This is a genomic window from Pseudomonas sp. GM78 (assembly GCF_000282475.1).
Lineage (GTDB): Bacteria > Pseudomonadota > Gammaproteobacteria > Pseudomonadales > Pseudomonadaceae > Aquipseudomonas.
This window is the reverse complement of the sequence record NZ_AKJF01000062.1, coordinates 40,190-62,378: the sequence shown is the minus strand read 5'-3', so window position 1 is coordinate 62,378 and position 22,189 is coordinate 40,190. Positions and strand designations below refer to the sequence as shown.

Below are 22,189 nucleotides of genomic sequence, written 5' to 3'. Positions count from 1 at the left end.
AAACCGGCGTCCTGCCGGTTTCCCCACTGCGCAATGCCTGCGTTCGGCCAGCGTGGTTAACGGGGCACCCAGATCAAAAACAAAAGCGAGGCGGCCTTAAAGCCGACCTGATTACAGGCTTGTCCCCGATCCCCTGTGGGAGCCAGCCTGCTGGCGATGGACGTCAACGATAACGCGCCCTGTCTGGATGAACGCGTTGTCTGGACGCTCATCGCCAGCAGGCTGGCTCCCACAGGGGAATGGGGGTATCGGCAAGATCAGGTCGGCTTTAAGGCCGCCTCGTTTTGGCTGTTGATCTTGATCTGGCTTTTGATTTTCTTGCCACATCGAGAGGCTTCGTTCCGGTTTAGCCGCGCTGGGCCATGGATGGCCCATCGCGGCGCGCCGGCACAAGCACCGCGGGGAGTCAGGCGGCCAGCGTTTTCGTTAACGACCATCGCGAGCAAGCTCGGCTCCTACATGTAAAAGCGAAACCATAAGTGGCCGTTACCGCAGGAATGGATATGTACTCCGTTAGCAAACAATAGGTCGAATGGCAGGCGACAGGAAATGCCTTGCATCGCCTACACCCCCCTCAACCTCCCCGAAATAACGGCCAGCGGTGTACAATCGCGTTCTTATACCCTCTGTCGATCATGCAAAGGATTTTCCGGATGTTGCCGCGCTTTCCCGCCGTCACCCGCTGCCTGACACTTGCCGCTCTCTGTGTAGCGGGTCCCGTCGCAGCATTGGAGCTACCCCTGCCACCGCCCGGTGAAGACATCGTTGGCCAGGTACAGGTGATCAAGGCCAAGTACGAAGATACCTTCGCCGACCTGGGCACGACCTACGACCTGGGTTACTCGGAAATGGTAGCCGCCAACCCTGGCGTCGATCCATGGCTGCCTGGCGCCGGCACTGAAATCGTGCTGCCGACCCGCTTCATCCTGCCACCCGGCCCCCGTGAAGGCATCGTCATCAACCTGGCCGAATACCGCCTCTACTACTTCCCGAAAGGCCGGAACGTGGTCTACACCTTCCCGTTGGGTATTGGCCGTGAAGGCTGGGGCTCGCCGATTGCCCACACCAGCATCGTCGCCAAGACGCCGAACCCGACCTGGACGCCTCCAGCGTCGATCAAGGCCGAGCACGCCGCCGACGGTGATCCGCTGCCCAACGTGGTGCCGGCCGGCCCTGACAACCCGCTGGGGCCGTTCAAGTTCACATTGGGGACTCCTGGCTACCTGATCCACGGCTCGAACAAGAAGTTCGGCATCGGCATGCGCACCAGCCATGGCTGCTTCCGCATGTTCAACAACAACGTGCTGGAAATGGCGGGCATGGTGCCGGTGGGCACGTCCGTACGCATCATCAACGATTCCTACAAGTTCGGCGTGAGTGGCGGCAAGGTCTACCTGGAGGCGCACACGCCGCTGGACGACAAGGGCAACCCGTCGGTGGTCGACAAGCACACTGCCGTGATCAACGCGATGCTCAAGCGTGAAGACATCACCAACAACCTGCGCATGAACTGGGATGTGGTGCGTGATGTAGTGGCTGCCGAAGATGGCCTGCCGGTGGAAATCGGCGTGCCGAACACCAGCGCGCCGATGGTGACGAGTGCGCCGATCGACCCGCTGCAGTAATGCTTTAAACAAACCCGCCGACGCAGGCCGCGTCGGCGGGTTTTTTATTGGCTGCAGGAAACAGCAGGCAATAAAAAAGCCGACCCAAAAAATGGGTCGGCTTGATAATAATCCCGAAGGACTATTACTTGCGGCTAGCTTTTTCCAGCATGCGCAGAGCACGCTCGTTAGCTTCGTCAGCAGTCTGTTGTGCTTTTTGAGCAGCAGCCAGAGCTTCATCAGCTTTACGGTAAGCTTCGTCTGCACGAGCCTGGGAGCGAGCTGCTGCGTCTTCAGTAGCGGTCAGACGTGCTTCGGTTTCTTTCGATGCGCTGCTGCAACCGGTAGCCAGAACTGCGGCCAGAGCCAGAGCAGAGAATTTCAGAACGTTGTTCATCGTGTTCCCCTTCAAGGACTTTCTATTAAGTGGCTGTCTCCTCCGAGTGAGGAAATAGCCGGCGTACATACTACCCATTACTTGTCGTAAGTAAACTGACGTGAAGCAAGAAGCAAAAAAAATTGTAGGCGTTGATTCTTTTTCGAGCAACTTTTAACTGCGTTGCATAAAAAATATCCAGCTACAAGGCCCGTTTTGAGCGAGCCGCCAAGGAAAAGTTCCCCAGGCTCAAAGCTCTTTTTGCGGTCTTGTCTTAAGTCCGTCTAGATGGATTCGTCTACACTTTTGTTCGGAATTTGCGCGGTGTCTCTCATATCTTTCTCCATGTTCAGGTGACTTTAACGAGGGGCGCTCGTCTTATGTCTCAACATCCGGCAATGTTCAGGCTGTCGACCGCTGCAAGACCGTCGGTCCAGCTGTTTCCTGCGTTATCCACAGCAGCACCGGCCAACCCGCATGATGACGAGCGAGCCTTGAGCATTTCTGCCAATGGCGCCTACTATTTGTACGTGCTCGGTTGCGCGAGATCGGTGTAGCTCTTCTCGGTGTCGATTCAGGCACGGGGTGGCGTAGTTGTTCCTTCGCCGGAAAAACATCGGTAAGGTAGGGGTCAGAATCCCAGACCCGCGAGGAGTAGTGATGAGCGAGGCGTTGTCCATCCACCATGACCAGGCTGGTCATCAATTCGAGACCAATGTGGACGGTCATCGTGCCTACCTGACCTATATGGATCTGGGGAAACAGACCCTGGATATCTATCGCACGTTTGTGCCCAATGCATTGCGCGGTCGCGGCATCGCCGCGGCCCTGACCGAGAAGGCGCTCGAGTACGCCGAGGAGATGGGTTATACCGTCATTCCCTCGTGCTCCTACGTCGAGCGCTACATGGAGCGTCACCAGCGCCATGCGGCCAAGCTGAGCCAGTGACCCTCGACAAAATCGACGCATAAAAAAACGCCGGGTCCAGCCCGGCGTTTTTTTGTCTGCGGTAAACGCCGATCAGGTGCGCTGGCGTTTGGGCAGCACTTCCTTGAGCTTGGCATGCATGCTGCGCAAGGTGTTTTCGGTGGCAGTCCAGTCGATGCAGGCATCGGTGATCGACACGCCGTATTGCAGGTCGGCTAGGTCTTTCGGGATGGCCTGGGCGCCCCAGTTCAGGTGGCTTTCGACCATCAGGCCGATGATCGACTGATTGCCTTCGAGGATCTGGTTGGCGACGTTCTCCATCACCAGCGGTTGCAGGGCCGGGTCCTTGTTGGAGTTGGCGTGGCTGCAATCGACCATGATGTTGGGCTTGATCTTCGCCTTGTTCAGCGCTTGTTCGCACAGGGCGACGCTGACCGAATCGTAGTTCGGCTTGCCGTTGCCGCCGCGCAACACCACGTGACCGTAGGCATTGCCCTTGGTGGTGACGATCGACACGCCACCTTCCTGGTTGATGCCCAGGAAACGGTGCGGGCTGGAAACCGATTGCAGGGCGTTGATCGCTACGGTCAGGCCGCCATCGGTACCGTTCTTGAAGCCGACGGCCGAGGACAGGCCGGAGGCCATTTCACGGTGAGTCTGGGATTCGGTGGTGCGCGCACCGATGGCCGACCAGCTGATCAGGTCCTGCAGGTATTGCGGGGAGATCGGGTCGAGCGCCTCGGTAGCGGTTGGCAGGCCCATTTCGGCCAGGTCCAGCAACAGCTGGCGACCGATATGCAGGCCGTCCTGAATCTTGAACGAGTCGTCCAGGTACGGATCGTTGATCAAGCCTTTCCAGCCAACGGTGGTGCGTGGCTTCTCGAAATACACGCGCATGACCAGATACAGGGTATCGGACACTTCCGCCGCGAGAACCTTCAGGCGCTCGGCGTACTCGTGGGCCGCCTTGATGTCATGGATCGAGCAAGGCCCGATGACCACGAACAGGCGATGGTCGGTGCCATCGAGAATGTTGCGAATGACTTCGCGGCCCTTGGTAACGGTGCGCAGGGCGGCATCGCTCAGGGGGATATCACGCTTGAGCTGGTCAGGAGTGATCAGCGTCTCGTTGGAAGCGACGTTTAGGTCGTTGATCGGTAAATCAGCCATCGTTTACTCGTCAGGTCACGGGTGCCGGCCGCCAGCGAACCCGCGCGGCGGAGCACAGCAAATTAAGCGCGTCGGGGAGCAGAACCTTAGCGCGTTACACCGTGGCTCGACAATGGGCTGGCCCGGTTTAATCCAGCACGGCCTGTGCAAATGCCTGGTGGACCCGGTCGTGGGAGTACTCGTCGGCATGTTGCTGGACCCATTCAAGGGCCAGGGCCTGGATATCCTGCAGGTCGTTGTGGGCATCATGCTGGCGGCAGTAACGCTCGATCTGGCACACCTGCTCACCCATCCTTGCACTGAAAAGCGTCTGTTCGTCGACGAAGGCAATGCCCACCAGGTAGCCTCGCTTTCGTCGCAGGCACCAGGCCACATAGCCCAGGAAGCGCATGTCCGGATTCAGGGTCGGCATGCGCACCTCCAGCGCCGTGCCATGGCGCCAGGCGCGGTGATAATTGCAAGCCATGCCCCCGAGGCTGATAGTGTGCAGTTGTTGCCTTGAAATGCATTCAGGTTTGAGTAACGTCAATTCGACAGGTATATCGTCAGGATGAGGAATAAAACGTCCCATGAGCACGGACTCCATGTGTCGGCCATCTGACATTGTTCTCCCCAGTATAGTGGTCGAATTGGAACTGACCGATTTCGACGCCGACCAACGGCTGCTGGGGATGACTGGCGTATCGCTGGTGGTTTTCACCAGTGTCGGCTGTTCCTCCTGTCGTTTTGCCCGCGAGCAGTTGCCTGCGCTCGACTTGAATGTCGACCGCCTGTGCTGGATCGACGCCGGCAACAATGGCGGGGTGGTCGAGCGTTATCAGGTCTTTCACTTGCCGGCGCTGTTTGTCGTACGCGACGGCGAATTCTACGGGGCACTAAAATCGCGCCTGACCGGCGCCGAGCTCAACGCCGCCTTGAGGCAGGCGCTGGGTCGAACAGCAGAGGAGTTGCCATGACGGGTGCAGTTGCCAAGCCGACAATCGGAATTATCGGGACCGGGGCAATCGGCGGGTTCTACGGAACGATGCTGGCGCGGGCCGGCTTCGATGTGCATTTTCTGTTGCGCAGCGAGTTTTGCGCGGTGGCCGAGCGCGGGCTGCAACTGCACAGCGCAGTACATGGGGCGCTGACGTTGAATCCGGTGCAGGCCTACTCCGCGGCCGAAGACATGCCACCCTGCGATTGGTTGCTGGTCGGCGCAAAAACCACCAGTAACCGTGATCTCGCGCCCGCCATCGTGCAAGCCGCCGCGCCGAATGCCAGGGTGCTGCTGTTGCAAAATGGCCTGGATGTCGAGGACAGCCTGCGTGAACTGCTGCCCGAGGCGCTGCATCTGCTGGGCGGGCTCTGCTATATCTGCGTCCATCGCCAGGGCCCCGGTGTCATTACTCATCAGGCACTGGGGGCGGTGCATGTCGGCTATCACAGCGGGCCAGCGTCCGAGGGGCCTGCGCGTGCCGCGATTGTCGAAGAGGGCGCGGGGTTGTTTCTTGAAGCTGGCATCGACGCCCAGGCCATGGCGAACCTGCACCAGGCACGCTGGCAGAAACTGGTCTGGAATATCCCGTACAACGGTCTGTCCGTGTTGCTGGGGGCGAGTACCACGCCGTTGATGGCCGATGCCGACAGCCGTGAGCTGATCAGGTCGCTGATGGCCGAAGTGGTCCAGGGCGCAATCGCCTGTGGTCACGACGTGCCCGCGGGCTACGCCGAGCATCTTTTGCAGGTGACGCAGAAAATGCCCGACTACTGGCCGAGCATGTACCACGATTATCTGCACAAGCGGCCACTGGAGCTCGAGGCCATCTACGCCCGGCCACTGACCGCGGCGAAGGCCGTCGGCTGTGAGTTGCCGCGGATCGAGGCGATGTATCGCAGCTTGAGTTTTATCGATCGACGTAATACCTGAGTCGATCTACCGGAGGGGGAAGGGGATGCCAAAGACCATAGACGACAAGCTGGTGCTGGCGATTTCTTCGCGAGCGTTGTTCGACCTGAGTGAAAGCCACAAGGTCTATCTGTCGAGTGGCGTCGAGGCCTACCGGCAATATCAGATTGAACACGAGGAGGAAATCCTCGAGCCCGGCGACGCCTTCCCGCTGGTGCAAAAACTCCTGAACCTCAATGCCCACCTCGGCCGCGCCCGGGTCGAGGTGATCCTGGTCTCGCGCAACAGCGCCGACACCGGCCTGCGCGTGTTCAACTCGATCCACCACTATGGGCTGGCGATTTCCCGCGCGGCGTTTGTTGGCGGGCGCAGCCCGTATCCGTACCTCAAGGCCTTTGGCTGCGATCTGTTTCTCTCGACCCACGCCGAAGACGTGCGCAGTGCGCTGGACGCCGGGTTCGCCGCGGCGACCATCCTGTCCGGTGGCGCCAGCCGTGCAGCCAGCGATGAACTGCGCATTGCCTTCGACGGTGATGCCGTGCTGTTTTCCGACGAGTCCGAACGCGTCTACCAGGCCGGTGGCCTGGAGGCGTTTCAGGCCAGCGAACGCGAAGCGGCCCGCGAGCCTTTGCGCGGAGGGCCGTTCAAGGGCTTCCTCGCCGCCCTCAATCTGTTGCAGCGCGAATTCCCGGATGACGCTTGCCCGATTCGCACGGCACTGGTCACGGCGCGCTCGGCGCCGGCCCATGAGCGGGTGATCCGCACGTTGCGCGAGTGGGATATTCGTCTGGATGAATCGCTGTTCCTCGGAGGCCTGACCAAGTCGGCCTTTCTTGAAGCCTTTGCCGCCGATGTGTTTTTCGACGATCAGGCCGGCCATTGCGAGTTGGCCCGCGAAGTGGTCGCCACCGGCCATGTGCCACATGGCATAAGCAACGAGCAAAAGGTTTAAGCCCGCCGTTCAACATGTTACGCCAGACGTCGAACTCGCCAAGGCACTGCTAAGCTGAATCAATCTCCGCCATTGTCGGCACGTGAGGAGGTCATATGATTCGCTCGATGCTGTATGCCACCGACCTCGGGCTGTACGCACCCGTGGTGATGCAGCATGCCCTGGAACTGGCCCGAACATTCAATGCCGACCTGTATGTGGTGCACGCCGTAGAGCCCATGGGGCTGTTTGCCGAATCGGTGCTGCAGAGTTATCTCGACGAGCAGGCGTTGAACGAATTTCACAGCCAGGGTCTTAACACGGTGATCGCCAGTATCGAGCAGCGGGTACTCGACAATTTTCGCGAAGAGCTGGGTGACGAGGGGGAGCACGACCTTGAACGGATCAAGGCGGTACGGGTGCTGCAGGGGGATCCATCGCAGGTGATTCTCGACCAGGCGCAGAAACTCTCGGTGGATTTGCTGATCGTAGGGAGTCACAGCCATGGTGCGGGTGCGGAAACGCCTTTGGGCCGGACCGCAGCGCGTGTGTTGCAACTGTCCAAGGTACCGGTCTACCTGGTGCCGCTGGTGCAACGTCGTCGCCAAGGGGATCGCTAGAACACGAATAATGGCATTTTGATAAAAAGTTCTAGATTTATTCTTCAAACCATTAATATAGTTATATACCGTCGCTGATGCCCGTGGCGTCTACCTGCTTTGAGGGATTCATATGAAGCTCCAACAATTGCGCTACATCTGGGAAGTGGCGCACCACGACCTCAACGTTTCCGCTACCGCCCAAAGTCTCTACACCTCTCAGCCGGGCATCAGCAAGCAGATCCGTTTGCTGGAAGACGAATTGGGCGTCGAAGTGTTCGCCCGCAGCGGCAAGCACCTGACCCGCGTGACCCCGGCCGGTGAGCGCATCATCACCACCGCTGGCGAGATCCTGCGCAAGGTCGAAAGCATCAAGCAGATCGCCCAGGAATTCTCCAACGAGAAGAAAGGCACCCTGTCGATCGCCACCACCCACACCCAGGCGCGCTACGCGTTGCCGCCGGTGATCAGCAATTTCATCAAGCAGTATCCTGACGTTGCCCTGCACATGCACCAGGGTTCGCCGATGCAGATCGCCGAGATGGCCGCTGACGGCACCGTGGATTTCGCCATTGCCACCGAAGCCCTCGAGCTGTTCGGCGACCTGGTGATGATGCCGTGCTATCGCTGGAATCGCTGTGTGGTCGTGCCCCAGGGTCACCCGCTGACCAAGCTTTCGAAGCTGACCCTCGAAGCCCTGGCCGAATACCCGATCGTGACCTACGTGTTCGGTTTCACCGGCCGTTCCAAGCTCGACGAAGCCTTCAGCCACCGCGGCCTGACGCCCAAGGTGGTGTTTACCGCCGCGGACGCCGACGTGATCAAGACCTACGTGCGCCTGGGCCTGGGTGTGGGCATCGTGGCGAAAATGGCGGTTGATACCAAGCTCGACAACGACCTGGTGGTGCTCGATGCCAGCGAATTGTTCGAGTCCAGCGTGACCAAGATCGGTTTCCGTCGCGGCACCTTCCTGCGCGGTTTCATGTGCGACTTCATCGAGAAGTTCGCCCCGCACCTGACCCGCGAAGTCATGGCCAAGGCCATCCAGTGCCACAACAAGCAGGAGCTGGAAGAGCTGTTCGACGGCGTCGAGCTGCCGGTTCACTGATAGCGCATCCTGCCACGCAGGCAGGGCAGCCGGTCAAACCACCTCGGTGACAGCAAACTGTTGCCGAGCACCCGCCACCAGAATCTCCACCTCGTCACCTGCGAACTTGCCCAGCAGACTCTTGCCCAGCGGTGAGCGCGGGGTGATGACGGTAATCAGTTGCCCCACCAGGTCAACCTTCAGGCCCGCCGCATCCGGCGCCAGGAATAGCCATTGCTCTCGGCCCTTTTCGTCTTCCAGGCCGAGCAGGGAACCTATCTCGATACCGCGTTGCTCGTCATACGGACGCATTGCCAGGTTCTGGCAAAGCGCCAGTGACTGGCGAATCTCCTCGACTCGCCTGGCTTGGCCTGCGGCCAGGTAGGACGCCTCCAGGCCCAGTGTGTCGTACTTGTTTTCGGCGATGTTTTCTTCGTGGGTCGCGGTTTCGTACGCGGTCTGCGCGGCGCGCTCGGCAATGTCGAGATCGACCCGCAGCTTGTCGAGAATCAATTGGTGGACAGTGTGCTTATTCATGATCAATCGCAAAATTGCAGGACATTGGCGCGGCTTTTTTCGCTGGGTGCCGTCTGGTCCTGTTGCAACCAGAACTGGCATCGGGGGTTCGACAGGTTGCGGTTGCTGCCGCGCGCCTGGTCGAGTCGTTGTGCCTGCTCGTTCTTGCGCAGGTTTTCTTCATACTGCTCGAACAAGGGGCTCTGTGCGGGAATGTCCGGTACCGGGCGTGTCACCACTGGCGGCTTGGCCAGTTGCTCCACCGCGGCTGCGACCGGTGCCAGTTGTTCGCTGAAAAACAGCCGGGATACCAGCCAGCCGGTCAATACGATGGCGATGAAACCCAGCCACAAGCCGAGGGCGATGCTGCCGGTCAGTTGCAGGGCGCTGAGGTGAATCGCAATGGGTCGGCGCGGAGTAGGGCGGTAGGGCATGGTTGCCTCCTGGCGAGGGGTCGCGGGCGAGTGCCGATTGTCGCACGAAGATTAATCGGCGTCGGCTCTTCTGCGCGGGCTGATTTATGCGGACAATTGACACCTTTGCCAACGGGAGCCTGGAATGCCTGATAAGAAAACCCGCTGGGATATTTTTTGCACCGTGGTCGACAACTTTGGCGACATCGGCGTGACCTGGCGACTGTCTCGGCAACTGGTGGCCGAGCACGGGGTGGAGGTGCGTTTGTGGGTCGACGATCTGCGAGCCTTCGAGCGCCTGTGCCCGCAGATCGACATTCATGCAGGCCGGCAATGGCAGCAGGGTGTCGAAGTGTGCCATTGGTCGGCCGATTGGCAACCGGTGGAGGCTGCCGATGTGGTGATCGCCGCGTTCGCCTGTCAGTTGCCAGGCGCCTACATGGACGCCATGGCCCTGCGGGAAAAGACGCCGCTGTGGATGAACCTCGACTACTTGAGCGCTGAGGACTGGGTGATCGGCTGCCACGGCTTGCCGTCGGTAAAATACAAGCACGTGCAGAAGCACTTTTTCTTCCCCGGGTTTCACAAGGGGACGGGCGGCCTGCTGCGTGAAAGCAGATTGCTCGAACGGCGTCGGCAGTTTCAACAGAGCCCCGAGGCTCAGCGAAGCTTCCTGCAAGGCCTGGGGGTCGACCGCGCGCCGGGTGCGCTGCTGATTTCACTGTTTGCCTATGAAAACGCCGGGTTGGCCAGCTGGCTGGACACCTTGGCGAGTGACTCCACGCCCACTCATCTGCTGGTGCCGCAAGGGCGGATCCTGGGCGACGTCGAGCGTTGGCTGGGGGTGCAGGATCTGCAGGCGGGGGCATTGCATGTGCGCGATGCCTTGACCGTGCAGGTGTTGCCGTTCGTCCGACAGGACCAGTATGACCACTTGTTGTGGTGCTGTGATTTCAACGCCGTACGCGGCGAAGACTCCTTTGTCCGCGCGCAATGGGCGGGTCGGCCCATGCTGTGGCACATCTATCAGCAGGAAGAAGATGTCCATCTGGACAAGCTCGAAGCCTTCCTCACGCTCTACACCAAGGACCTTTCGCCAGCGGCTGGCGAGGCGATCAGCGGTCTCTGGCGGGCCTGGAATGCCGGTGAGACAATGACCGACCACTGGCAATCAACCCGCAAACACTGGCCACAGCTGCAAAATCACGCCGAGACGTGGTGTCTGGAACAGGCCTTGCACACCGATCTTGCCGCGGCGCTGGTACAGTTTTATGTAAATTGGATATGATACGCGGCCTAGATTTTTGTAAATCCCATCCAAATTCGGATATTCGCAATGAAAACTGGTAAAGAACTCAAACCCGGTACCGTGATCCGTATCGACAACGATCCTTGGCTGGTTCAGAAAGCTGAATTCACCAAGTCGGGCCGTAACAGCGCGATCATGAAGACCAAGCTGAAAAACCTGCTGACCGGCTACAAGACTGAAACCGTCTACAGCGCCGACGACAAGCTGGACGACGTGATCCTGGACCGTAAAGAAGCGACCCTGTCCTTCATCAGCGGTGACAGCTACACGTTCATGGACACGACTGACTACACCATGTACGAACTGAACGCCGAAGACATCGAAAGCGTTCTGCCGTTCATCGAAGAAGGCATGACCGACGTTTGCGAAGCCGTGTTCTTCGAAGGCCGTCTGGTTTCCGTAGAGCTGCCGACCACCATCGTGCGTCAGGTTGACTACACCGAAGGTTCCGCACGCGGCGACACTTCCGGCAAGGTGATGAAGCCTGCCAAACTGAAGAACGGTACCGAGCTGTCGGTTGCTGACTTCATCGAAATCGGCGACATGATCGAGATCGATACCCGCGAAGGCGGTTCCTACAAAGGCCGTGCTAAATAAGCACTGCTTGAGGAATAAAAAAGCCCGACCATTGAGTCGGGCTTTTTTGTGCGCGTCGGATACACCCAATCCCTGTAGGAGCACGGCTTGCCGGCGATGGCGTACGCAAGAGCGCCATCGCCGGCAAGCCGTGCTCCTACAAGGGAAAACGTTACTTCAGGTGTTGCTTGAGCTCTTCAGACGCCTGCAACATCGCCGACCGCACCGCCGGCACCTGGCTCACCACGTTGAGCAAGCCATAGTCGTGGATCATGCCGTTGTAGCGCACCGAGGTCACCGCCACCCCGGCCTCGTCGAGTTTGCGGGCGTAGGCTTCACCTTCATCGCGCAGCACGTCGGCACTCGCCGTCTGCACCAGCGCCGGTGGCAGCCCCTTGAGTTGCGCAGGGGTGGCCCGCAGCGGTGAGGCGTAGATCTCGTTACGCTGCTTGGCGTCAGTGGTGTAGTTGTCCCAGAACCACTTCATCATGTTGCGGGTCAGGAAGTGCCCTTCGGCGTACTGGTTATAGGAACCGGTGTCGAAGTTGGCATCGGTCACCGGCCACAACAGGACCTGGAACTTGATTGCCGGTGTGCCTTTGTCTTTTGCCATCAGCGCGACCACTGCCGCCATGTTGCCACCGACGCTGTTGCCGGCCACTGCCAGGCGCTTGCCGTCGACGTTGATCTCTTTACCGTGCTCGGCCACCCATTGGGTCGCGGCATACGCCTGGTTGATCGCCACCGGGTAGTGCGCTTCCGGCGAGGGGGTGTAGTTGACGAAAACCGCCGCCGCCCCCGAACCCGCCACCAGATCCCGAACCAGTCGCTCGTGGGTCGGGAAGTCGCCCAGGACCCAACCGCCGCCGTGGAAGAACATGAACACCGGCAGCTCGCCCTTGACCCCGGCTGGCCGGACGATGGTCAGGCTCAGCGGTTGGCCATCGACCTGGATGGTCTTCTCGCTGACATCGGCTTTTGGCAGCGTCAGCTTCACCCCGGATTGCGCGCCCACCAGCACGGCGCGGGCCTCTTTGGGCGTCATCTGTTCCATCGGTTTGCCGGTTCCGGCATTCAGTGCATCGAGAAACGCCTGGGTGTTGTGTTCAACGTCGCCGGCGAATGCACTGTGGACAGACAGGGCGAGAAGGGTACCGGTCAAGACTTTGCTGAAAGTGTTCATGTTCATTTCCTGTTCGGGCCTGGGTGGAAGGCGACGTTAGACGGTTACGTGCAGACGTACTTCGACGTTGCCACGAGTGGCGTTGGAGTACGGGCAGACCTGGTGGGCAGCCTCGACCAGTGTTTGTGCGTCGGCTTGTTCCAGGCCCGGCAGGCTGATGTGCAGGTCGATGTCCAGACCGAAGCCGCCAGGGATCTGGCCGATGCCGACATGGGCGGTGATCGACGCGTTATCCGGGATTTTGCGTTTGGTCTGGCTGGCGACGAATTTCAGCGCACCGATGAAGCAGGCGGAGTAGCCGGCGGCGAACAGTTGCTCAGGGTTGGTCGCCGCGCCGCCAGCGCCGCCGAGTTCTTTCGGGGTGGCGAGTTTGACGTCGAGAATGTTGTCGCTGGAGATCGCACGACCGTCGCGGCCACCGGTGGACGTTGCAATGGCGGTGTAGAGAGTTTGCATGGTGAAAGCCTCGTTCAGGTTTGATGTTTTGCGCTAAATGTTTGCGCGCTAAGTAAGTGCGAAATGAATGTATCGCGCCAATAATTAGTGCGCAAGATAAATTTTTGAAAAAATTTAGCGCAGGCGCAAAACGACTGTAGGAGTGAGCCTGCTCGCGATAGCTGTGTCACATTCAACATCGATGTTGACTGACACACCGCCATCGCGAGCAGGCTCACTCCTACAGTGGATTTTCGGGGGATCTGAAAATCAGAGGCTGTCTTGCAGATGGCGACGCAGTTCCTGCAGTTCCGCTTGGAGCTTTTGCAGTCGCTCCAGGGTCATCCCGCTGGCGCCGAGGATGCATTGCGGAATGCCACGGGCCTTGTCGCGCAGGGCGCGGCCCTGTTCGGTGAGCTCGACGATCACCACGCGTTCGTCCTCACGGCTGCGGGTGCGGCTGAGCACGCCTTCGGCCTCCAGGCGCTTTAGCAGCGGCGTGAGCGAGCCGGGATCGGTCAACAGGCGCGCGCTGATTTCACCCACGGTCAAACCGTCCTTCTCCCACAGCACCATCATCACCAGGTATTGCGGATAGGTCAGGCCCAGCGCCTGCAGCAAGGGTTTGTAGACCTTGGTCATCATCAGCGAAGTGGAATGCAGGGCGAAGCAGGCCTGGTTGTCCAGCAGCAGGTGGTCGCAGTTGTCCGGGGTGTCGCGCTTGGTGGTCATTGGGAAGCCTTGATCAGTGATCTTCATGAATCTAGCGGGCAAATCTTTAACGCGCCAGACAATTCTGGGCTAGTGCCGGCCCAGATGGGTTTGCAGCACCAGGTCCCATGGCGGAATGGGGCTGAAACGGGTTTTCAGGTATTCCAGCAGCAGGCGACTGCGGGAATTGGGTTGCTGCTGCAGGCGCAAGGCGTAGATCCCGGAGCTTTCCGGTTTTGGCAGGCCGTTCTCGCAGAACAACGGCAGCAGTTCGCCGCGCAACAGGTATTCGCTGACGAGCCAGGTCGGCAAGTGGGCGATGCCCAGGCCGGCCAATGCGCTGTAGATCAACGCTTCGGCATTGTTGGCGCTCATGCGCACGCGCGACGGCCGATGCAGTTGCATCTGGCCGTCCCTTTCGAAGCGCCAGGCGAAGGGAGGGGCCAGGCCGGCCCAGTCCAGGCCGTCATGTTCGACCAACTGCGCCGGATCATTCGGCACGCCGCGGCGTTGCAAGTAGTCGGGGCTGGCGCAGGCGATGCGCACCATGCTCGCCAGTGGCGTTGCCACCAACCGGGTATCGGCCAATTGCCCGGCGCGCAAGACCAGATCGACCTTTCCCAGGTTCAAGCCCTGCATGTCGACAAAGCTGTCGATCAACTGCAATTGCACGTCGAGGCCGGGATAGAGCAGCAGAAAGTCGGCAATCACCGGTGCCAGGTGTCGCCGCCCGAACGCGGCCGGTGCATCGACACGAATCAGGCCTTCCGGTGCGCTGCTCAGGGACACTGCTTCGGCCCGGGCCAGGCGCAATTCGGCGACGATCCTGCGCGCGCGTTCGGCAAACGCCAGCCCCGCCGGCGTCGCGCGCACCGCATGGGTGCTGCGAATGAACAATTGGCTGCCGACGGCGCCTTCCAGGCTGTCAATGCGCCGCGCCACGGCCGAAGGTGTTAGTGGATGACGGCGTGACGCGGCGGAAAAACTGCCGCTTTCCAGCACGTCGAGAAACAGGCCCAGTTGCTCGGTCAGTAGGTTGGGATTCATGTGTGGCTCGATGCCTGTGCGAGTTTGGCATAGCCATTGTGCGTTGCTGTGCGTTTCCGCGCCAGAAGCAGTTGCGTAGGATGACTCGCCTGACGTTTGGGAGAGAGACACCGTGATTGAGTTTGTGTTGTACCTGGTTTTCGGCGCCGCCTTGGGAACCCTCGGCGGTCTGTTTGGTATCGGCGGGGGATTGATCGCCATTCCGTTGCTGGGCGTGTTGTGCGGTCTTGATCAGCAGATTGCCCAAGGTACGGCATTGGTGATGGTGGTGCCGAACGTGATGCTGGCGCTGTGGCGCTACCACCAGCGCAACAAGATCGAGTTACGTCACGCGCTGCCGCTGGCCACGATGGGTTTTTGCTTCGCCTGGCTCGGATCGATCTGGGCGGTGGGGATCGATGCGCAAAGCATGCGTATCGGTTTTGTCGCGTTCCTGATCGCGCTTTGCGCCTACAACCTGGTGCGGATGTTCCTCGCCAGCGCAGCACCTTCGGCGCAGATGAACCATTCATGGCCATGGCTGGGCGTGCTCGGTGCCGCATCCGGCACCATGGGCGGCCTGTTTGGCGTGGGCGGGGCAGTGGTGGCGACACCAGTGTTGACCAGCGTGTTCGGCACCACCCAGGTGGTTGCCCAGGGCCTGTCCCTGGCACTGGCGCTGCCGAGCACCGGCGTCACGCTGGTCACTTATGGCGTGCATCACCAGGTGAACTGGATGATCGGTGTGCCACTGGCAATCGGCGGGCTGATGAGTATCAGCTGGGGCGTGAAGATCGCCCACAGCCTGCCGGAGCGTCTGCTGCGCGCCCTGTTTTGCGGTTTCCTGCTGTGCTGTGCGGTGATGCTTGCGTTTAAAGCTTGAAGCCTTCGACGATATGCTCGGCCAGGCACTCGGTGATCGGTGACGGATTATGCAGGTTGCGCACCAGCATGATACTGGCCTCGGGCAGCACCGGCAGATCCTCGGCCTCACCGAGGATGCGCATGTCTGCGGTGATCAGGCTTTCAAGTTGCGCGGTGACAGCCAGGCCGGCGCTGACCACCGCCATGATCGCCGACAGGCTGTCGCTGTTATACGCCACGCGATAATCACGTCCTTGGGCATCAAGGGCGTTGCAGGCCCAGATACGGCAGAAACAATCACTGTTGAACATCGCCAGTGGCAGCGGCGTCTGCTCGTGGGCGCTGTAGCATTGCGCCTCGGCCCAGACAAAACGTTCCTTGCGCAACAACTGGCCGATTTCACTGCCCGGCTCACGGGTGACGATGGACAGGTCGAGGTCCTGGCGCATCAGCAGTTGTTTTGATGATTCACAATGCACTTCGATCTGGATCAGCGGGTAGGACTGGGCAAACTGGCGCAGGATCCCCGGCAGAAAACGCATCACGTAGTCGTCCGGGGTGCCGATGCGTACCGTGCCGACCATGTGCGGCTCGCGCAGCGTGTTGAACACTTCGCTGTGCAGCTTGAGGATTCGCCGCGCATAACCCAGCAGCACCTGGCCTTCGGCCGTGAGCCGCACCTGGCGTCCGTCACGCTGGAACAGTTGGCGCTGCAGAATATCTTCTTCCAGTCGCTTCATCTGCATGCTGACGGCTGACTGGGTGCGATGGACCAATTCACCGGCGCGGGTGAAACCACCCTGGTCGGCGATGGCGACGAAGGTGCGCAGCACTTCGGTATCGATACTCGGGTAGGCCGACATGCATCAATCTCCGAGATGGTTACCATCAGAAACATTCGTTGGATTGATCTTAGCCCCGGGCAGAGACTTGGGCCATCCAAACGGAGGGCAACAAGATGAAAGGTCAACATGAAATTCACGGCACTGAAAAACATTCGGTTCACCTGATATCCGATCTGTTGCACAAGTTCGGTCGCTGGTACGAACTGCACCGTGAGCGCGAAATGCTGGCGAGCATGAGTGATGAGGCGTTGAAGGATATTGGCTTGAGTCGTGCCGACGTCGCACATGAAGCTGATCTGCACTTCTGGCAAGACCCGATGGGCAATGGAAAGTAGGTTCGATGACCTATGGAAATGTCCTGTGACTACCCCGTCATCCCGGTCAAAGCCCGGGCTGACGGGGTAGGCGCGAGCCCGAAACAGATGGTCATAGAGCTTTGCTGGAGCCTGTATGCGAACGGGCTGAAGATCCGCTCCCCAACATTGAGGAGTGGTGTCATGGAACGACAAGGCATTGAAGGGAGTGGCGCAGGGCATGGTGTGCGCGATGCACTGCACCGGCTCCGGCAGCCAGTCCGGGCAGCGATTACGCAATTGCAGCGCTGGCGCCAACTGAGCAGGGACCGAACCGAACTCTCTCGATTGAGCGACGAGCGCTTGCGCGATATTGGCTTGAGTCGAGCCGATGTCCTGCGGGAGTCATCGCGCCCGTTCTGGGATGATCCATTCAAGCGATGAGGCGTTGGCATTGGCGTTTTCCCCGTCTGCCGCTAAGGTGGGGAGAGCCTTGCCGATGAGCCTTCAGATGCCTGCATCCCTGTGTTTTTCCTTGAAGCAAGCCAGACGTCTGGCCCTGACCGCCCAGGGTTTTGTCGGGCGCCAGCCGTCAGTGCCGGTCAAGCCTGCCGCTATCAACCGATTGATCGAGCGCCTGGGCATTTTGCAGATCGACTCGGTCAACGCACTGGTGCGCTCGCACTACCTGCCGCTGTTTTCCCGGCTTGGCCAGTATTCTGCCGACTTGCTCGACCAGGCCGCCTGGAGCCAGGGGCGCCAGCGTACCCTCTACGAATACTGGGGGCATGAAGCGTCCTTGCTGCCCTTGTCGATGTACCCGTTGATGCGCTGGCGCATGCAGCGGGCAAGTCGTGGTGAAGACATTTATCAACAACTGGCGCGTTTCGGTCGTGAACAGCAGGACACGGTTCGCCGGGTGCTGGCCTGCGTTCAAGAGCAGGGCGCGTTGGGCGCCGGCAGCCTGTCGACTCGCCAGGAGCGGGCAGGGCCCTGGTGGGACTGGAGCGCGGAAAAGCATGCGCTGGAATGGCTGTTCGCCGCCGGTGAAGTGACAGTGGCCGGCCGGCGTGGGTTCGAGCGGCTTTATGACCTGCCGGAGCGGGTCATCCCTTCGGCGATTCTGGCGCAACCGCGGCTCACTGAGGCTGAGGCCCAGCGCGGGCTGATACGGCATGCCGCGTCGGCCTTGGGCGTGGGCACCGAGAAAGACCTGCGTGACTATTTCCGTTTGAACCTCGCGGACAGTCGTCCGCGTCTGGCGGAGTTGGTCGAGGCCGGTGAGTTGCTCTGCTGCGAAGTCGAGGGTTGGCGGCAACCTGCCTATTGCCTGCCTGAGCCGAAGGTGCGGCGCAAGGTCGAGGCCAGCGCGTTGCTTTCACCTTTCGACTCGCTGATATGGGAGCGCAGCCGTACCGAGCGGCTGTTTGATTTTCGCTATCGGCTGGAGATCTACACGCCGCCGGGTAAGCGGATCTACGGCTATTACGTCCTGCCGTTTTTGCACAATGAGCGCATTGCCGCACGGGTCGATCTGCGCGCGGAGCGGGCTGCCGGGCGGTTGGCGGTGCATGCGGTGCATGAAGAGCAAGTGGGATTGGATGACGAGGGGATGTTGGCCCTGGCGTTCAATCTGCGGCAGATGGCGGATTGGTTGGGGCTGGCGCGGGTCCAGTTGAATTGCCCGCGGGCGAGTGCGGCAAGATTGCGGGTGGCATTGGCACAGATAGAGGGTGACTGATCTGGCCTAATCGCCAGCAGGCTGGCTCCCACACTGGATCTGTGTCCTGCACAAATCCCATGTGGGAGCCAGCCTGCTGGCGATAGCGGTACATCAGGCGATCAAAAACTACCGCCGGACTTGCTTGAGGGTTTCAGCAATCAGGAAGGCCAGTTCCAGCGACTGATCGGCATTCATTCGCGGGTCGCAATGGGTGTGGTAGCGATCCGACAAGCCGTCCTCGGTAATCGGACGCGCACCGCCGATGCACTCGGTGACGTTCTGCCCGGTCATCTCGATGTGGATGCCGCCCGCGTAACTGCCTTCGGCTTCGTGGACCTGGAAGAACTGCTTCACTTCGCCAAGGATCTGCGCAAAGTCGCGGGTCTTGTAGCCGCTACTGGCCTTGATGGTATTGCCGTGCATCGGATCGGAACTCCAGAGCACTTGCTTGCCTTCACGCTGCACGGCGCGGATCAGTTGTGGCAAATGATCGCCGACCTTGTTCGCGCCCATGCGCGCGATCAAGTTCAGGCGCCCCGGATCGTTCTCGGGGTTGAGCACGTCGATCAAACGGATCAGGTCTTGCGGGTTCATGCTCGGACCGACCTTGACCCCGATCGGATTGTTCACCCCGCGCAGGAATTCGACATGCGCGCCATCGAGCTGACGAGTACGGTCGCCGATCCAGAGCATGTGGGCCGAACAGTCGTAATAGTCGTTGGTCAGGCTGTCGCGACGGACGAAGGCTTCCTCGTAATTGAGCAGCAGCGCTTCGTGGGCAGTGAAAAAGCTGGTTTCGCGCAGTTGCGGCGAGCTGTCCATGCCGCAGGCGCGCATGAAGGCCAGGGTTTCATCGATGCGGTCGGCCAGGTGGCTGTATTTTTCCGCCAGGGCCGAGTTGGCGATGAAGTCCAGGTTCCACTTGTGTACCTGGTGCAGGTCGGCAAACCCGCCCTGGGCGAAGGCGCGCAGCAGGTTGAGGGTGGCGGTGGACTGGTGGTACGACTGCAGCAGGCGTTCCGGGTCCGGCACGCGGCTTTTTTCATCGAAGCCGATGCCGTTGACGATATCGCCACGGTAGGCCGGCAGTGTCACGCCGTCGATGGTCTCGTCGTTGGCCGAGCGAGGTTTGGCGAACTGGCCGGCCATGCGCCCGACCTTGACCACCGGGCAGCCGGCCGCGAAAGTCATGACAATGGCCATTTGCAGCAGCACCTTGAAGGTGTCGCGGATTTTCGCGGCGGAAAACTCGGCGAAACTTTCGGCGCAGTCGCCGCCCTGCAGCAAAAACGCTCGTCCCTGGGTCACTTCGGCGAACTGACGGCGCAATTCCCGGGCTTCCCCGGCAAACACCAGCGGCGGGTAGCTGGCCAGGGTCTGCTCGACGTGCTGCAGATGCGCTGCGTCGGGGTATTGGGGTTGTTGCTGGATCGGCAGGGCGCGCCAGCTGTCAGGGCTCCAGGGTTGGCTCATCATGATCTCTAGTGTTTTACGCTCGGACGTCCATGTTATCAGCAATTAGTGCGTGACCTGTTCCCGTCGCTTCGCGGACAATCGCGCTTTTGCCGCTTCCGCTGCGGTTTATCGCGTTGCTGTTTGCCCAGGAGGGCCCGGTGACGATCAGGAGACGAAATGACTGAGGAGCGCGTCGAGCATCTGCTCGCCGAGGTGCAGGACGAATTTGGCGTGATTCGCGTGCTGGAAGTGGCCGATTACCGCTTTCTCGAGTTCGGTGATGCCATCGAGCAAAGTTGCGTGTTCACCGCCGATCCGAGCTGGCTCGAGTACGACTATACCCGGGCGATGCTGATTGGCGCGCTGTGCCATGAACAGCCGGAAAGCGCACTGTTCCTGGGGCTTGGCGCCGGCACGCTGACCCAGGCCTGCCTCAAGTTCCTGCCCCTGGAAGATGTCGAAGCCATCGAGCTGCGCCCGGATGTGCCGCGCCTGGCCATCGAGTACCTGGGGCTGGACGACGATCCGCGGCTGTATATTCGCGTGGGCGATGCACTGGAACTGCTCGACACCGCCGAGCCTGCCGACCTGATTTTTGTCGATCTCTACACCGATGTCGGCCCGGGCGTCGGGCATCTGGCCTGGACCTTCCTGGAGAACTGCCAGAAACGCCTGAATCCGGGCGGCTGGCTGGTGATCAACCAATGGGCCACCGACGATGGCAAGCCACTGGGCGCCGCGTTGCTGCGCGGGCTTTATCATCGGCATTACTGGGAGCTGCCGGTGAAGGAGGGCAACGTGATCCTGATCGTGCCATCGGAACTGGATCAGGTGTTGGACATGGAGAGCCTGACCGCTCGGGCTGAAGCGCTGGCGCCGCGGTTGGGGTATTCGTTGCAGTCGTTGATCAAGGCGATTCGCCCGGCCACCTGATCCATTAGTTGTCTGGGCGGGCCCCATCGCGAGCAGGCTCGCTCCCACAGGGGACCGCGGTCCCCTGTGGGAGCGAGCCTGCTCGCGATGACTTTCCAACAGCCACCGCTTCTCTCAGCACCCTTTGAAAACCCCGGGCCGCCGCTCGACCAGCGACTGCACACCTTCCCGAGCATCCTCGCTGACCAGCAACTTCTTCACCAGCGCCGGCAACCCTTGTGCAGCGGCGGTTTCGCCCTCGTAGCGGGCCTGCCGGGCAGACATCAGAGTTGCCTGAACCCCCAGCGGCGCCTGCCGGGCGATGCGCTCGGCCAGTTCAATCGCCCGCGGCAGTAAATCCTCGCTGGCCATGACTTCCTGCACCAGGCCCAGGTGCAAGGCGTCATGGGCATCGAATTCGTCGCCGGTCAGCATCCAGCGCATGGCATTGCCCCAGCCAGCCACCTGATGTAGGCGCAAGGTCGCGCCGCCGAATGGGAAGATGCCGCGCTGCACCTCCATTTGTGCGAATCGGGTGTTGCTGGCGCACAGGTTGATGTCGGCGGCCAGCATCAACTCGATACCGATGGTCAGGCAGTAGCCCTGGGCGGCGACGATCACCGGCTTGCTGACCCTGGGCCCGGCGAAGACACCCCACGGGTCGCAGCCGCCGGGCGGGGCTTGCCAGCCTTCGGTCAGTGCCGCGCTGGCGCTGACCAGGTCCAGGCCAGCGGTAAAATGCTCGCCATGCCCGAAGACCACGGCCACACGTGCTTCGCTGTCGGCTTCGAATTCACCGTAGGCCAGGCTCAATTCGTTGAGCAGGTCGAGATCAAAGGCGTTGCGCTTGGCGACCCGGTCCAGTCCGATCAACAGGACATGACCACGCTTTTCACGACTCACGCGGCTGGTATCGAGCTCTTTCATGCTGCATTTCCTCGAGCGGCTGAGGGCGCGCAGACCCAAGGTCTGTGGCGGATGGGTGAACCGTTTTAGCGACATCGCCCGCAGGGCAGGGCCTTTGAAAAGTAGACGCTGGCGCGATTATCCGCAAAGCCTGTGACAGAACGCCGTGGGCGGGAGTTTTGCGATAAAAAAAGGCTCCCTTTTTCGGCAAATTCCGGTATAGTGCGCGCCGGCCTTTAGCCGGGCCGCGTTTAGGTGGCGCAATTCCCCGAAGTCAGATTCGGTTGCACGTTCGCCCAGCGAACTCTTCCTAAACGATTCTTTCATTCATTCGTTTTCGCAAATCCCCGCCGACAAAGCTGCCAGGGCGACTCTTGAGTCTCAACACGGCATGCGCAGCTTTGGAGCATGGGTCTTTGCGGATGCACTTAGAGGCAGAC

General features: G+C 60.5%; 26 protein-coding genes. 14 read left to right on the top strand and 12 right to left on the bottom strand.

What is annotated here, in order from left to right:
- Positions 1 to 653: 653 nt before the first annotated feature.
- Entirely contained in the window at positions 654 to 1,625 is a 972-nt protein-coding gene (locus PMI35_RS23320; RefSeq protein WP_008057028.1) for a L,D-transpeptidase family protein, read from the top strand.
- 124 nt (positions 1,626 to 1,749) lie between these two features.
- Here PMI35_RS23320 and oprI read toward each other — a convergent pair whose 3' ends face one another.
- On the bottom strand, positions 1,750 to 2,001 hold the full coding sequence (oprI, locus tag PMI35_RS23325) for an outer membrane lipoprotei OprI (RefSeq protein ID WP_003183784.1): 252 nt from the start codon (positions 1,999 to 2,001) through the stop codon (positions 1,750 to 1,752).
- 639 nt (positions 2,002 to 2,640) lie between these two features.
- Here oprI and PMI35_RS23330 point away from each other — a divergent pair.
- The gene (locus tag PMI35_RS23330) at positions 2,641 to 2,928 is read left to right on the top strand and encodes a GNAT family N-acetyltransferase (RefSeq protein ID WP_008057026.1); all 288 of its coding nucleotides are present in this window, start codon (positions 2,641 to 2,643) and stop codon (positions 2,926 to 2,928) included.
- A 72-nt stretch (positions 2,929 to 3,000) separates the two neighbouring features.
- On the opposite strand, the gene PMI35_RS23335 is transcribed toward PMI35_RS23330, so the two are convergent.
- Positions 3,001 to 4,077, bottom strand: a complete 1,077-nt coding sequence (locus tag PMI35_RS23335; protein ID WP_008057023.1) for a 3-deoxy-7-phosphoheptulonate synthase — start codon at positions 4,075 to 4,077, stop codon at positions 3,001 to 3,003.
- Between the two features lie 127 nt (positions 4,078 to 4,204).
- The gene (locus PMI35_RS0132395) at positions 4,205 to 4,648 is read right to left on the bottom strand and encodes a PilZ domain-containing protein (RefSeq protein ID WP_032831462.1); all 444 of its coding nucleotides are present in this window, start codon (positions 4,646 to 4,648) and stop codon (positions 4,205 to 4,207) included.
- Between PMI35_RS0132395 and PMI35_RS23340 the strand changes: the two genes are divergently transcribed.
- The 5 genes from PMI35_RS23340 (at position 4,647) to cysB (ending at position 8,603) form a co-directional block, all read left to right on the top strand.
- Positions 4,647 to 5,033 carry a thioredoxin family protein gene (locus PMI35_RS23340; RefSeq protein ID WP_008057019.1) on the top strand — a complete coding sequence of 129 codons (387 nt, stop codon included), beginning with the start codon at positions 4,647 to 4,649 and terminating at the stop codon, positions 5,031 to 5,033. The two genes, PMI35_RS0132395 and PMI35_RS23340, sit on opposite strands and share 2 nt — an antisense overlap.
- Positions 5,030 to 5,986, top strand: coding sequence for a putative 2-dehydropantoate 2-reductase (locus PMI35_RS23345; RefSeq protein ID WP_008057017.1), 957 nt, complete (start codon positions 5,030 to 5,032; stop codon positions 5,984 to 5,986). The genes PMI35_RS23340 and PMI35_RS23345 overlap by 4 nt, the downstream gene beginning before the upstream one ends.
- Positions 5,987 to 6,011: 25 nt before the next feature.
- Entirely contained in the window at positions 6,012 to 6,917 is a 906-nt protein-coding gene (locus PMI35_RS23350; RefSeq protein WP_008057014.1) for a 5'-nucleotidase, read from the top strand.
- A 95-nt stretch (positions 6,918 to 7,012) separates the two neighbouring features.
- Positions 7,013 to 7,516 (top strand): universal stress protein, encoded by a 504-nt coding sequence (locus PMI35_RS23355; RefSeq protein WP_008057012.1) that lies wholly within the window; start codon positions 7,013 to 7,015, stop codon positions 7,514 to 7,516.
- A gap of 112 nt (positions 7,517 to 7,628) precedes the next feature.
- Positions 7,629 to 8,603, top strand: a complete 975-nt coding sequence (gene cysB, locus PMI35_RS23360) for an HTH-type transcriptional regulator CysB (RefSeq protein ID WP_008057010.1) — start codon at positions 7,629 to 7,631, stop codon at positions 8,601 to 8,603.
- Positions 8,604 to 8,636: 33 nt separating this feature from the next.
- Here cysB and PMI35_RS23365 read toward each other — a convergent pair whose 3' ends face one another.
- The gene (locus tag PMI35_RS23365) at positions 8,637 to 9,119 is read right to left on the bottom strand and encodes a GreA/GreB family elongation factor (RefSeq protein ID WP_008057008.1); all 483 of its coding nucleotides are present in this window, start codon (positions 9,117 to 9,119) and stop codon (positions 8,637 to 8,639) included.
- Between the two features lie 2 nt (positions 9,120 to 9,121).
- The gene (locus PMI35_RS23370; protein ID WP_008057007.1) at positions 9,122 to 9,532 is read right to left on the bottom strand and encodes a hypothetical protein; all 411 of its coding nucleotides are present in this window, start codon (positions 9,530 to 9,532) and stop codon (positions 9,122 to 9,124) included.
- 124 nt (positions 9,533 to 9,656) lie between these two features.
- On the opposite strand from PMI35_RS23370, the gene earP reads away from it, so the two are divergent.
- Positions 9,657 to 10,799: an elongation factor P maturation arginine rhamnosyltransferase EarP gene (gene earP, locus PMI35_RS23375; RefSeq protein WP_008057004.1), complete on the top strand. Its 1,143-nt coding sequence runs from the start codon at positions 9,657 to 9,659 to the stop codon at positions 10,797 to 10,799.
- Between the two features lie 48 nt (positions 10,800 to 10,847).
- The gene (efp, locus tag PMI35_RS23380) at positions 10,848 to 11,417 is read left to right on the top strand and encodes an elongation factor P (protein WP_008057003.1); all 570 of its coding nucleotides are present in this window, start codon (positions 10,848 to 10,850) and stop codon (positions 11,415 to 11,417) included.
- A gap of 151 nt (positions 11,418 to 11,568) precedes the next feature.
- Here efp and PMI35_RS23385 read toward each other — a convergent pair whose 3' ends face one another.
- From PMI35_RS23385 to PMI35_RS23400, 4 genes are all read right to left on the bottom strand, one after another.
- A complete protein-coding gene (locus PMI35_RS23385) occupies positions 11,569 to 12,579 on the bottom strand; it encodes an alpha/beta hydrolase (protein WP_008057001.1) in 1,011 nt (336 codons plus the stop codon).
- A 36-nt stretch (positions 12,580 to 12,615) separates the two neighbouring features.
- Positions 12,616 to 13,035 carry an organic hydroperoxide resistance protein gene (locus tag PMI35_RS23390; protein ID WP_008057000.1) on the bottom strand — a complete coding sequence of 140 codons (420 nt, stop codon included), beginning with the start codon at positions 13,033 to 13,035 and terminating at the stop codon, positions 12,616 to 12,618.
- Positions 13,036 to 13,284: 249 nt separating this feature from the next.
- Positions 13,285 to 13,746: a MarR family winged helix-turn-helix transcriptional regulator gene (locus PMI35_RS23395; RefSeq protein ID WP_008056999.1), complete on the bottom strand. Its 462-nt coding sequence runs from the start codon at positions 13,744 to 13,746 to the stop codon at positions 13,285 to 13,287.
- 69 nt (positions 13,747 to 13,815) lie between these two features.
- Positions 13,816 to 14,772 (bottom strand): LysR family transcriptional regulator, encoded by a 957-nt coding sequence (locus PMI35_RS23400; RefSeq protein ID WP_008056998.1) that lies wholly within the window; start codon positions 14,770 to 14,772, stop codon positions 13,816 to 13,818.
- A gap of 112 nt (positions 14,773 to 14,884) precedes the next feature.
- Here PMI35_RS23400 and PMI35_RS23405 point away from each other — a divergent pair, with 112 nt between their 5' ends.
- Positions 14,885 to 15,634, top strand: coding sequence for a sulfite exporter TauE/SafE family protein (locus PMI35_RS23405; RefSeq protein ID WP_008056997.1), 750 nt, complete (start codon positions 14,885 to 14,887; stop codon positions 15,632 to 15,634).
- Here the strand turns inward: PMI35_RS23405 and PMI35_RS23410 are convergent.
- Positions 15,624 to 16,478: a LysR substrate-binding domain-containing protein gene (locus tag PMI35_RS23410; RefSeq protein ID WP_008056996.1), complete on the bottom strand. Its 855-nt coding sequence runs from the start codon at positions 16,476 to 16,478 to the stop codon at positions 15,624 to 15,626. The genes PMI35_RS23405 and PMI35_RS23410 overlap by 11 nt on opposite strands.
- Before the next feature lie 95 nt (positions 16,479 to 16,573).
- On the opposite strand from PMI35_RS23410, the gene PMI35_RS23415 reads away from it, so the two are divergent.
- The 3 genes from PMI35_RS23415 to PMI35_RS23420 all read left to right on the top strand — a co-directional run bounded on the left by PMI35_RS23415 (position 16,574) and on the right by PMI35_RS23420 (position 18,494).
- Entirely contained in the window at positions 16,574 to 16,795 is a 222-nt protein-coding gene (locus PMI35_RS23415) for a DUF1127 domain-containing protein (RefSeq protein ID WP_008056995.1), read from the top strand.
- A gap of 162 nt (positions 16,796 to 16,957) precedes the next feature.
- Entirely contained in the window at positions 16,958 to 17,197 is a 240-nt protein-coding gene (locus PMI35_RS0132390) for a DUF1127 domain-containing protein (RefSeq protein WP_081504793.1), read from the top strand.
- A 67-nt stretch (positions 17,198 to 17,264) separates the two neighbouring features.
- Entirely contained in the window at positions 17,265 to 18,494 is a 1,230-nt protein-coding gene (locus tag PMI35_RS23420; RefSeq protein WP_032831461.1) for a winged helix-turn-helix domain-containing protein, read from the top strand.
- A 108-nt stretch (positions 18,495 to 18,602) separates the two neighbouring features.
- Here PMI35_RS23420 and PMI35_RS23425 read toward each other — a convergent pair whose 3' ends face one another.
- Positions 18,603 to 19,949, bottom strand: coding sequence for a class II 3-deoxy-7-phosphoheptulonate synthase (locus tag PMI35_RS23425; protein ID WP_008056992.1), 1,347 nt, complete (start codon positions 19,947 to 19,949; stop codon positions 18,603 to 18,605).
- A gap of 159 nt (positions 19,950 to 20,108) precedes the next feature.
- Here PMI35_RS23425 and PMI35_RS23430 point away from each other — a divergent pair, with 159 nt between their 5' ends.
- Positions 20,109 to 20,864: a spermidine synthase gene (locus PMI35_RS23430; protein WP_008056991.1), complete on the top strand. Its 756-nt coding sequence runs from the start codon at positions 20,109 to 20,111 to the stop codon at positions 20,862 to 20,864.
- Positions 20,865 to 20,978: 114 nt separating this feature from the next.
- Here the strand turns inward: PMI35_RS23430 and PMI35_RS23435 are convergent, their stop codons facing one another.
- Positions 20,979 to 21,770: a crotonase/enoyl-CoA hydratase family protein gene (locus PMI35_RS23435; RefSeq protein WP_008056989.1), complete on the bottom strand. Its 792-nt coding sequence runs from the start codon at positions 21,768 to 21,770 to the stop codon at positions 20,979 to 20,981.
- Positions 21,771 to 22,189: the final 419 nt, after the last annotated feature.

Excerpts from the sequence above, each read along its gene's own strand:
- PMI35_RS23320 (WP_008057028.1), top strand. The coding sequence starts at position 654 with ATGTTGCCGCGCTTTCCCGCCGTCACCCGCTGCCTGACACTTGCCGCT.
- oprI (WP_003183784.1), bottom strand. The coding sequence starts at position 2,001 with ATGAACAACGTTCTGAAATTCTCTGCTCTGGCTCTGGCCGCAGTTCTG.
- PMI35_RS23330 (WP_008057026.1), top strand. The coding sequence starts at position 2,641 with ATGAGCGAGGCGTTGTCCATCCACCATGACCAGGCTGGTCATCAATTC.
- PMI35_RS23335 (WP_008057023.1), bottom strand. The coding sequence starts at position 4,077 with ATGGCTGATTTACCGATCAACGACCTAAACGTCGCTTCCAACGAGACG.
- PMI35_RS23340 (WP_008057019.1), top strand. The coding sequence starts at position 4,647 with ATGAGCACGGACTCCATGTGTCGGCCATCTGACATTGTTCTCCCCAGT.
- PMI35_RS0132395 (WP_032831462.1), bottom strand. The coding sequence starts at position 4,648 with ATGGGACGTTTTATTCCTCATCCTGACGATATACCTGTCGAATTGACG.
- PMI35_RS23345 (WP_008057017.1), top strand. The coding sequence starts at position 5,030 with ATGACGGGTGCAGTTGCCAAGCCGACAATCGGAATTATCGGGACCGGG.
- PMI35_RS23350 (WP_008057014.1), top strand. The coding sequence starts at position 6,012 with ATGCCAAAGACCATAGACGACAAGCTGGTGCTGGCGATTTCTTCGCGA.
- PMI35_RS23355 (WP_008057012.1), top strand. The coding sequence starts at position 7,013 with ATGATTCGCTCGATGCTGTATGCCACCGACCTCGGGCTGTACGCACCC.
- cysB (WP_008057010.1), top strand. The coding sequence starts at position 7,629 with ATGAAGCTCCAACAATTGCGCTACATCTGGGAAGTGGCGCACCACGAC.
- PMI35_RS23365 (WP_008057008.1), bottom strand. The coding sequence starts at position 9,119 with ATGAATAAGCACACTGTCCACCAATTGATTCTCGACAAGCTGCGGGTC.
- PMI35_RS23370 (WP_008057007.1), bottom strand. The coding sequence starts at position 9,532 with ATGCCCTACCGCCCTACTCCGCGCCGACCCATTGCGATTCACCTCAGC.
- earP (WP_008057004.1), top strand. The coding sequence starts at position 9,657 with ATGCCTGATAAGAAAACCCGCTGGGATATTTTTTGCACCGTGGTCGAC.
- efp (WP_008057003.1), top strand. The coding sequence starts at position 10,848 with ATGAAAACTGGTAAAGAACTCAAACCCGGTACCGTGATCCGTATCGAC.
- PMI35_RS23385 (WP_008057001.1), bottom strand. The coding sequence starts at position 12,579 with ATGAACACTTTCAGCAAAGTCTTGACCGGTACCCTTCTCGCCCTGTCT.
- PMI35_RS23390 (WP_008057000.1), bottom strand. The coding sequence starts at position 13,035 with ATGCAAACTCTCTACACCGCCATTGCAACGTCCACCGGTGGCCGCGAC.
- PMI35_RS23395 (WP_008056999.1), bottom strand. The coding sequence starts at position 13,746 with ATGACCACCAAGCGCGACACCCCGGACAACTGCGACCACCTGCTGCTG.
- PMI35_RS23400 (WP_008056998.1), bottom strand. The coding sequence starts at position 14,772 with ATGAATCCCAACCTACTGACCGAGCAACTGGGCCTGTTTCTCGACGTG.
- PMI35_RS23410 (WP_008056996.1), bottom strand. The coding sequence starts at position 16,478 with ATGTCGGCCTACCCGAGTATCGATACCGAAGTGCTGCGCACCTTCGTC.
- PMI35_RS23415 (WP_008056995.1), top strand. The coding sequence starts at position 16,574 with ATGAAAGGTCAACATGAAATTCACGGCACTGAAAAACATTCGGTTCAC.
- PMI35_RS0132390 (WP_081504793.1), top strand. The coding sequence starts at position 16,958 with ATGGAACGACAAGGCATTGAAGGGAGTGGCGCAGGGCATGGTGTGCGC.
- PMI35_RS23420 (WP_032831461.1), top strand. The coding sequence starts at position 17,265 with ATGCCTGCATCCCTGTGTTTTTCCTTGAAGCAAGCCAGACGTCTGGCC.
- PMI35_RS23425 (WP_008056992.1), bottom strand. The coding sequence starts at position 19,949 with ATGAGCCAACCCTGGAGCCCTGACAGCTGGCGCGCCCTGCCGATCCAG.
- PMI35_RS23430 (WP_008056991.1), top strand. The coding sequence starts at position 20,109 with ATGACTGAGGAGCGCGTCGAGCATCTGCTCGCCGAGGTGCAGGACGAA.
- PMI35_RS23435 (WP_008056989.1), bottom strand. The coding sequence starts at position 21,770 with ATGAAAGAGCTCGATACCAGCCGCGTGAGTCGTGAAAAGCGTGGTCAT.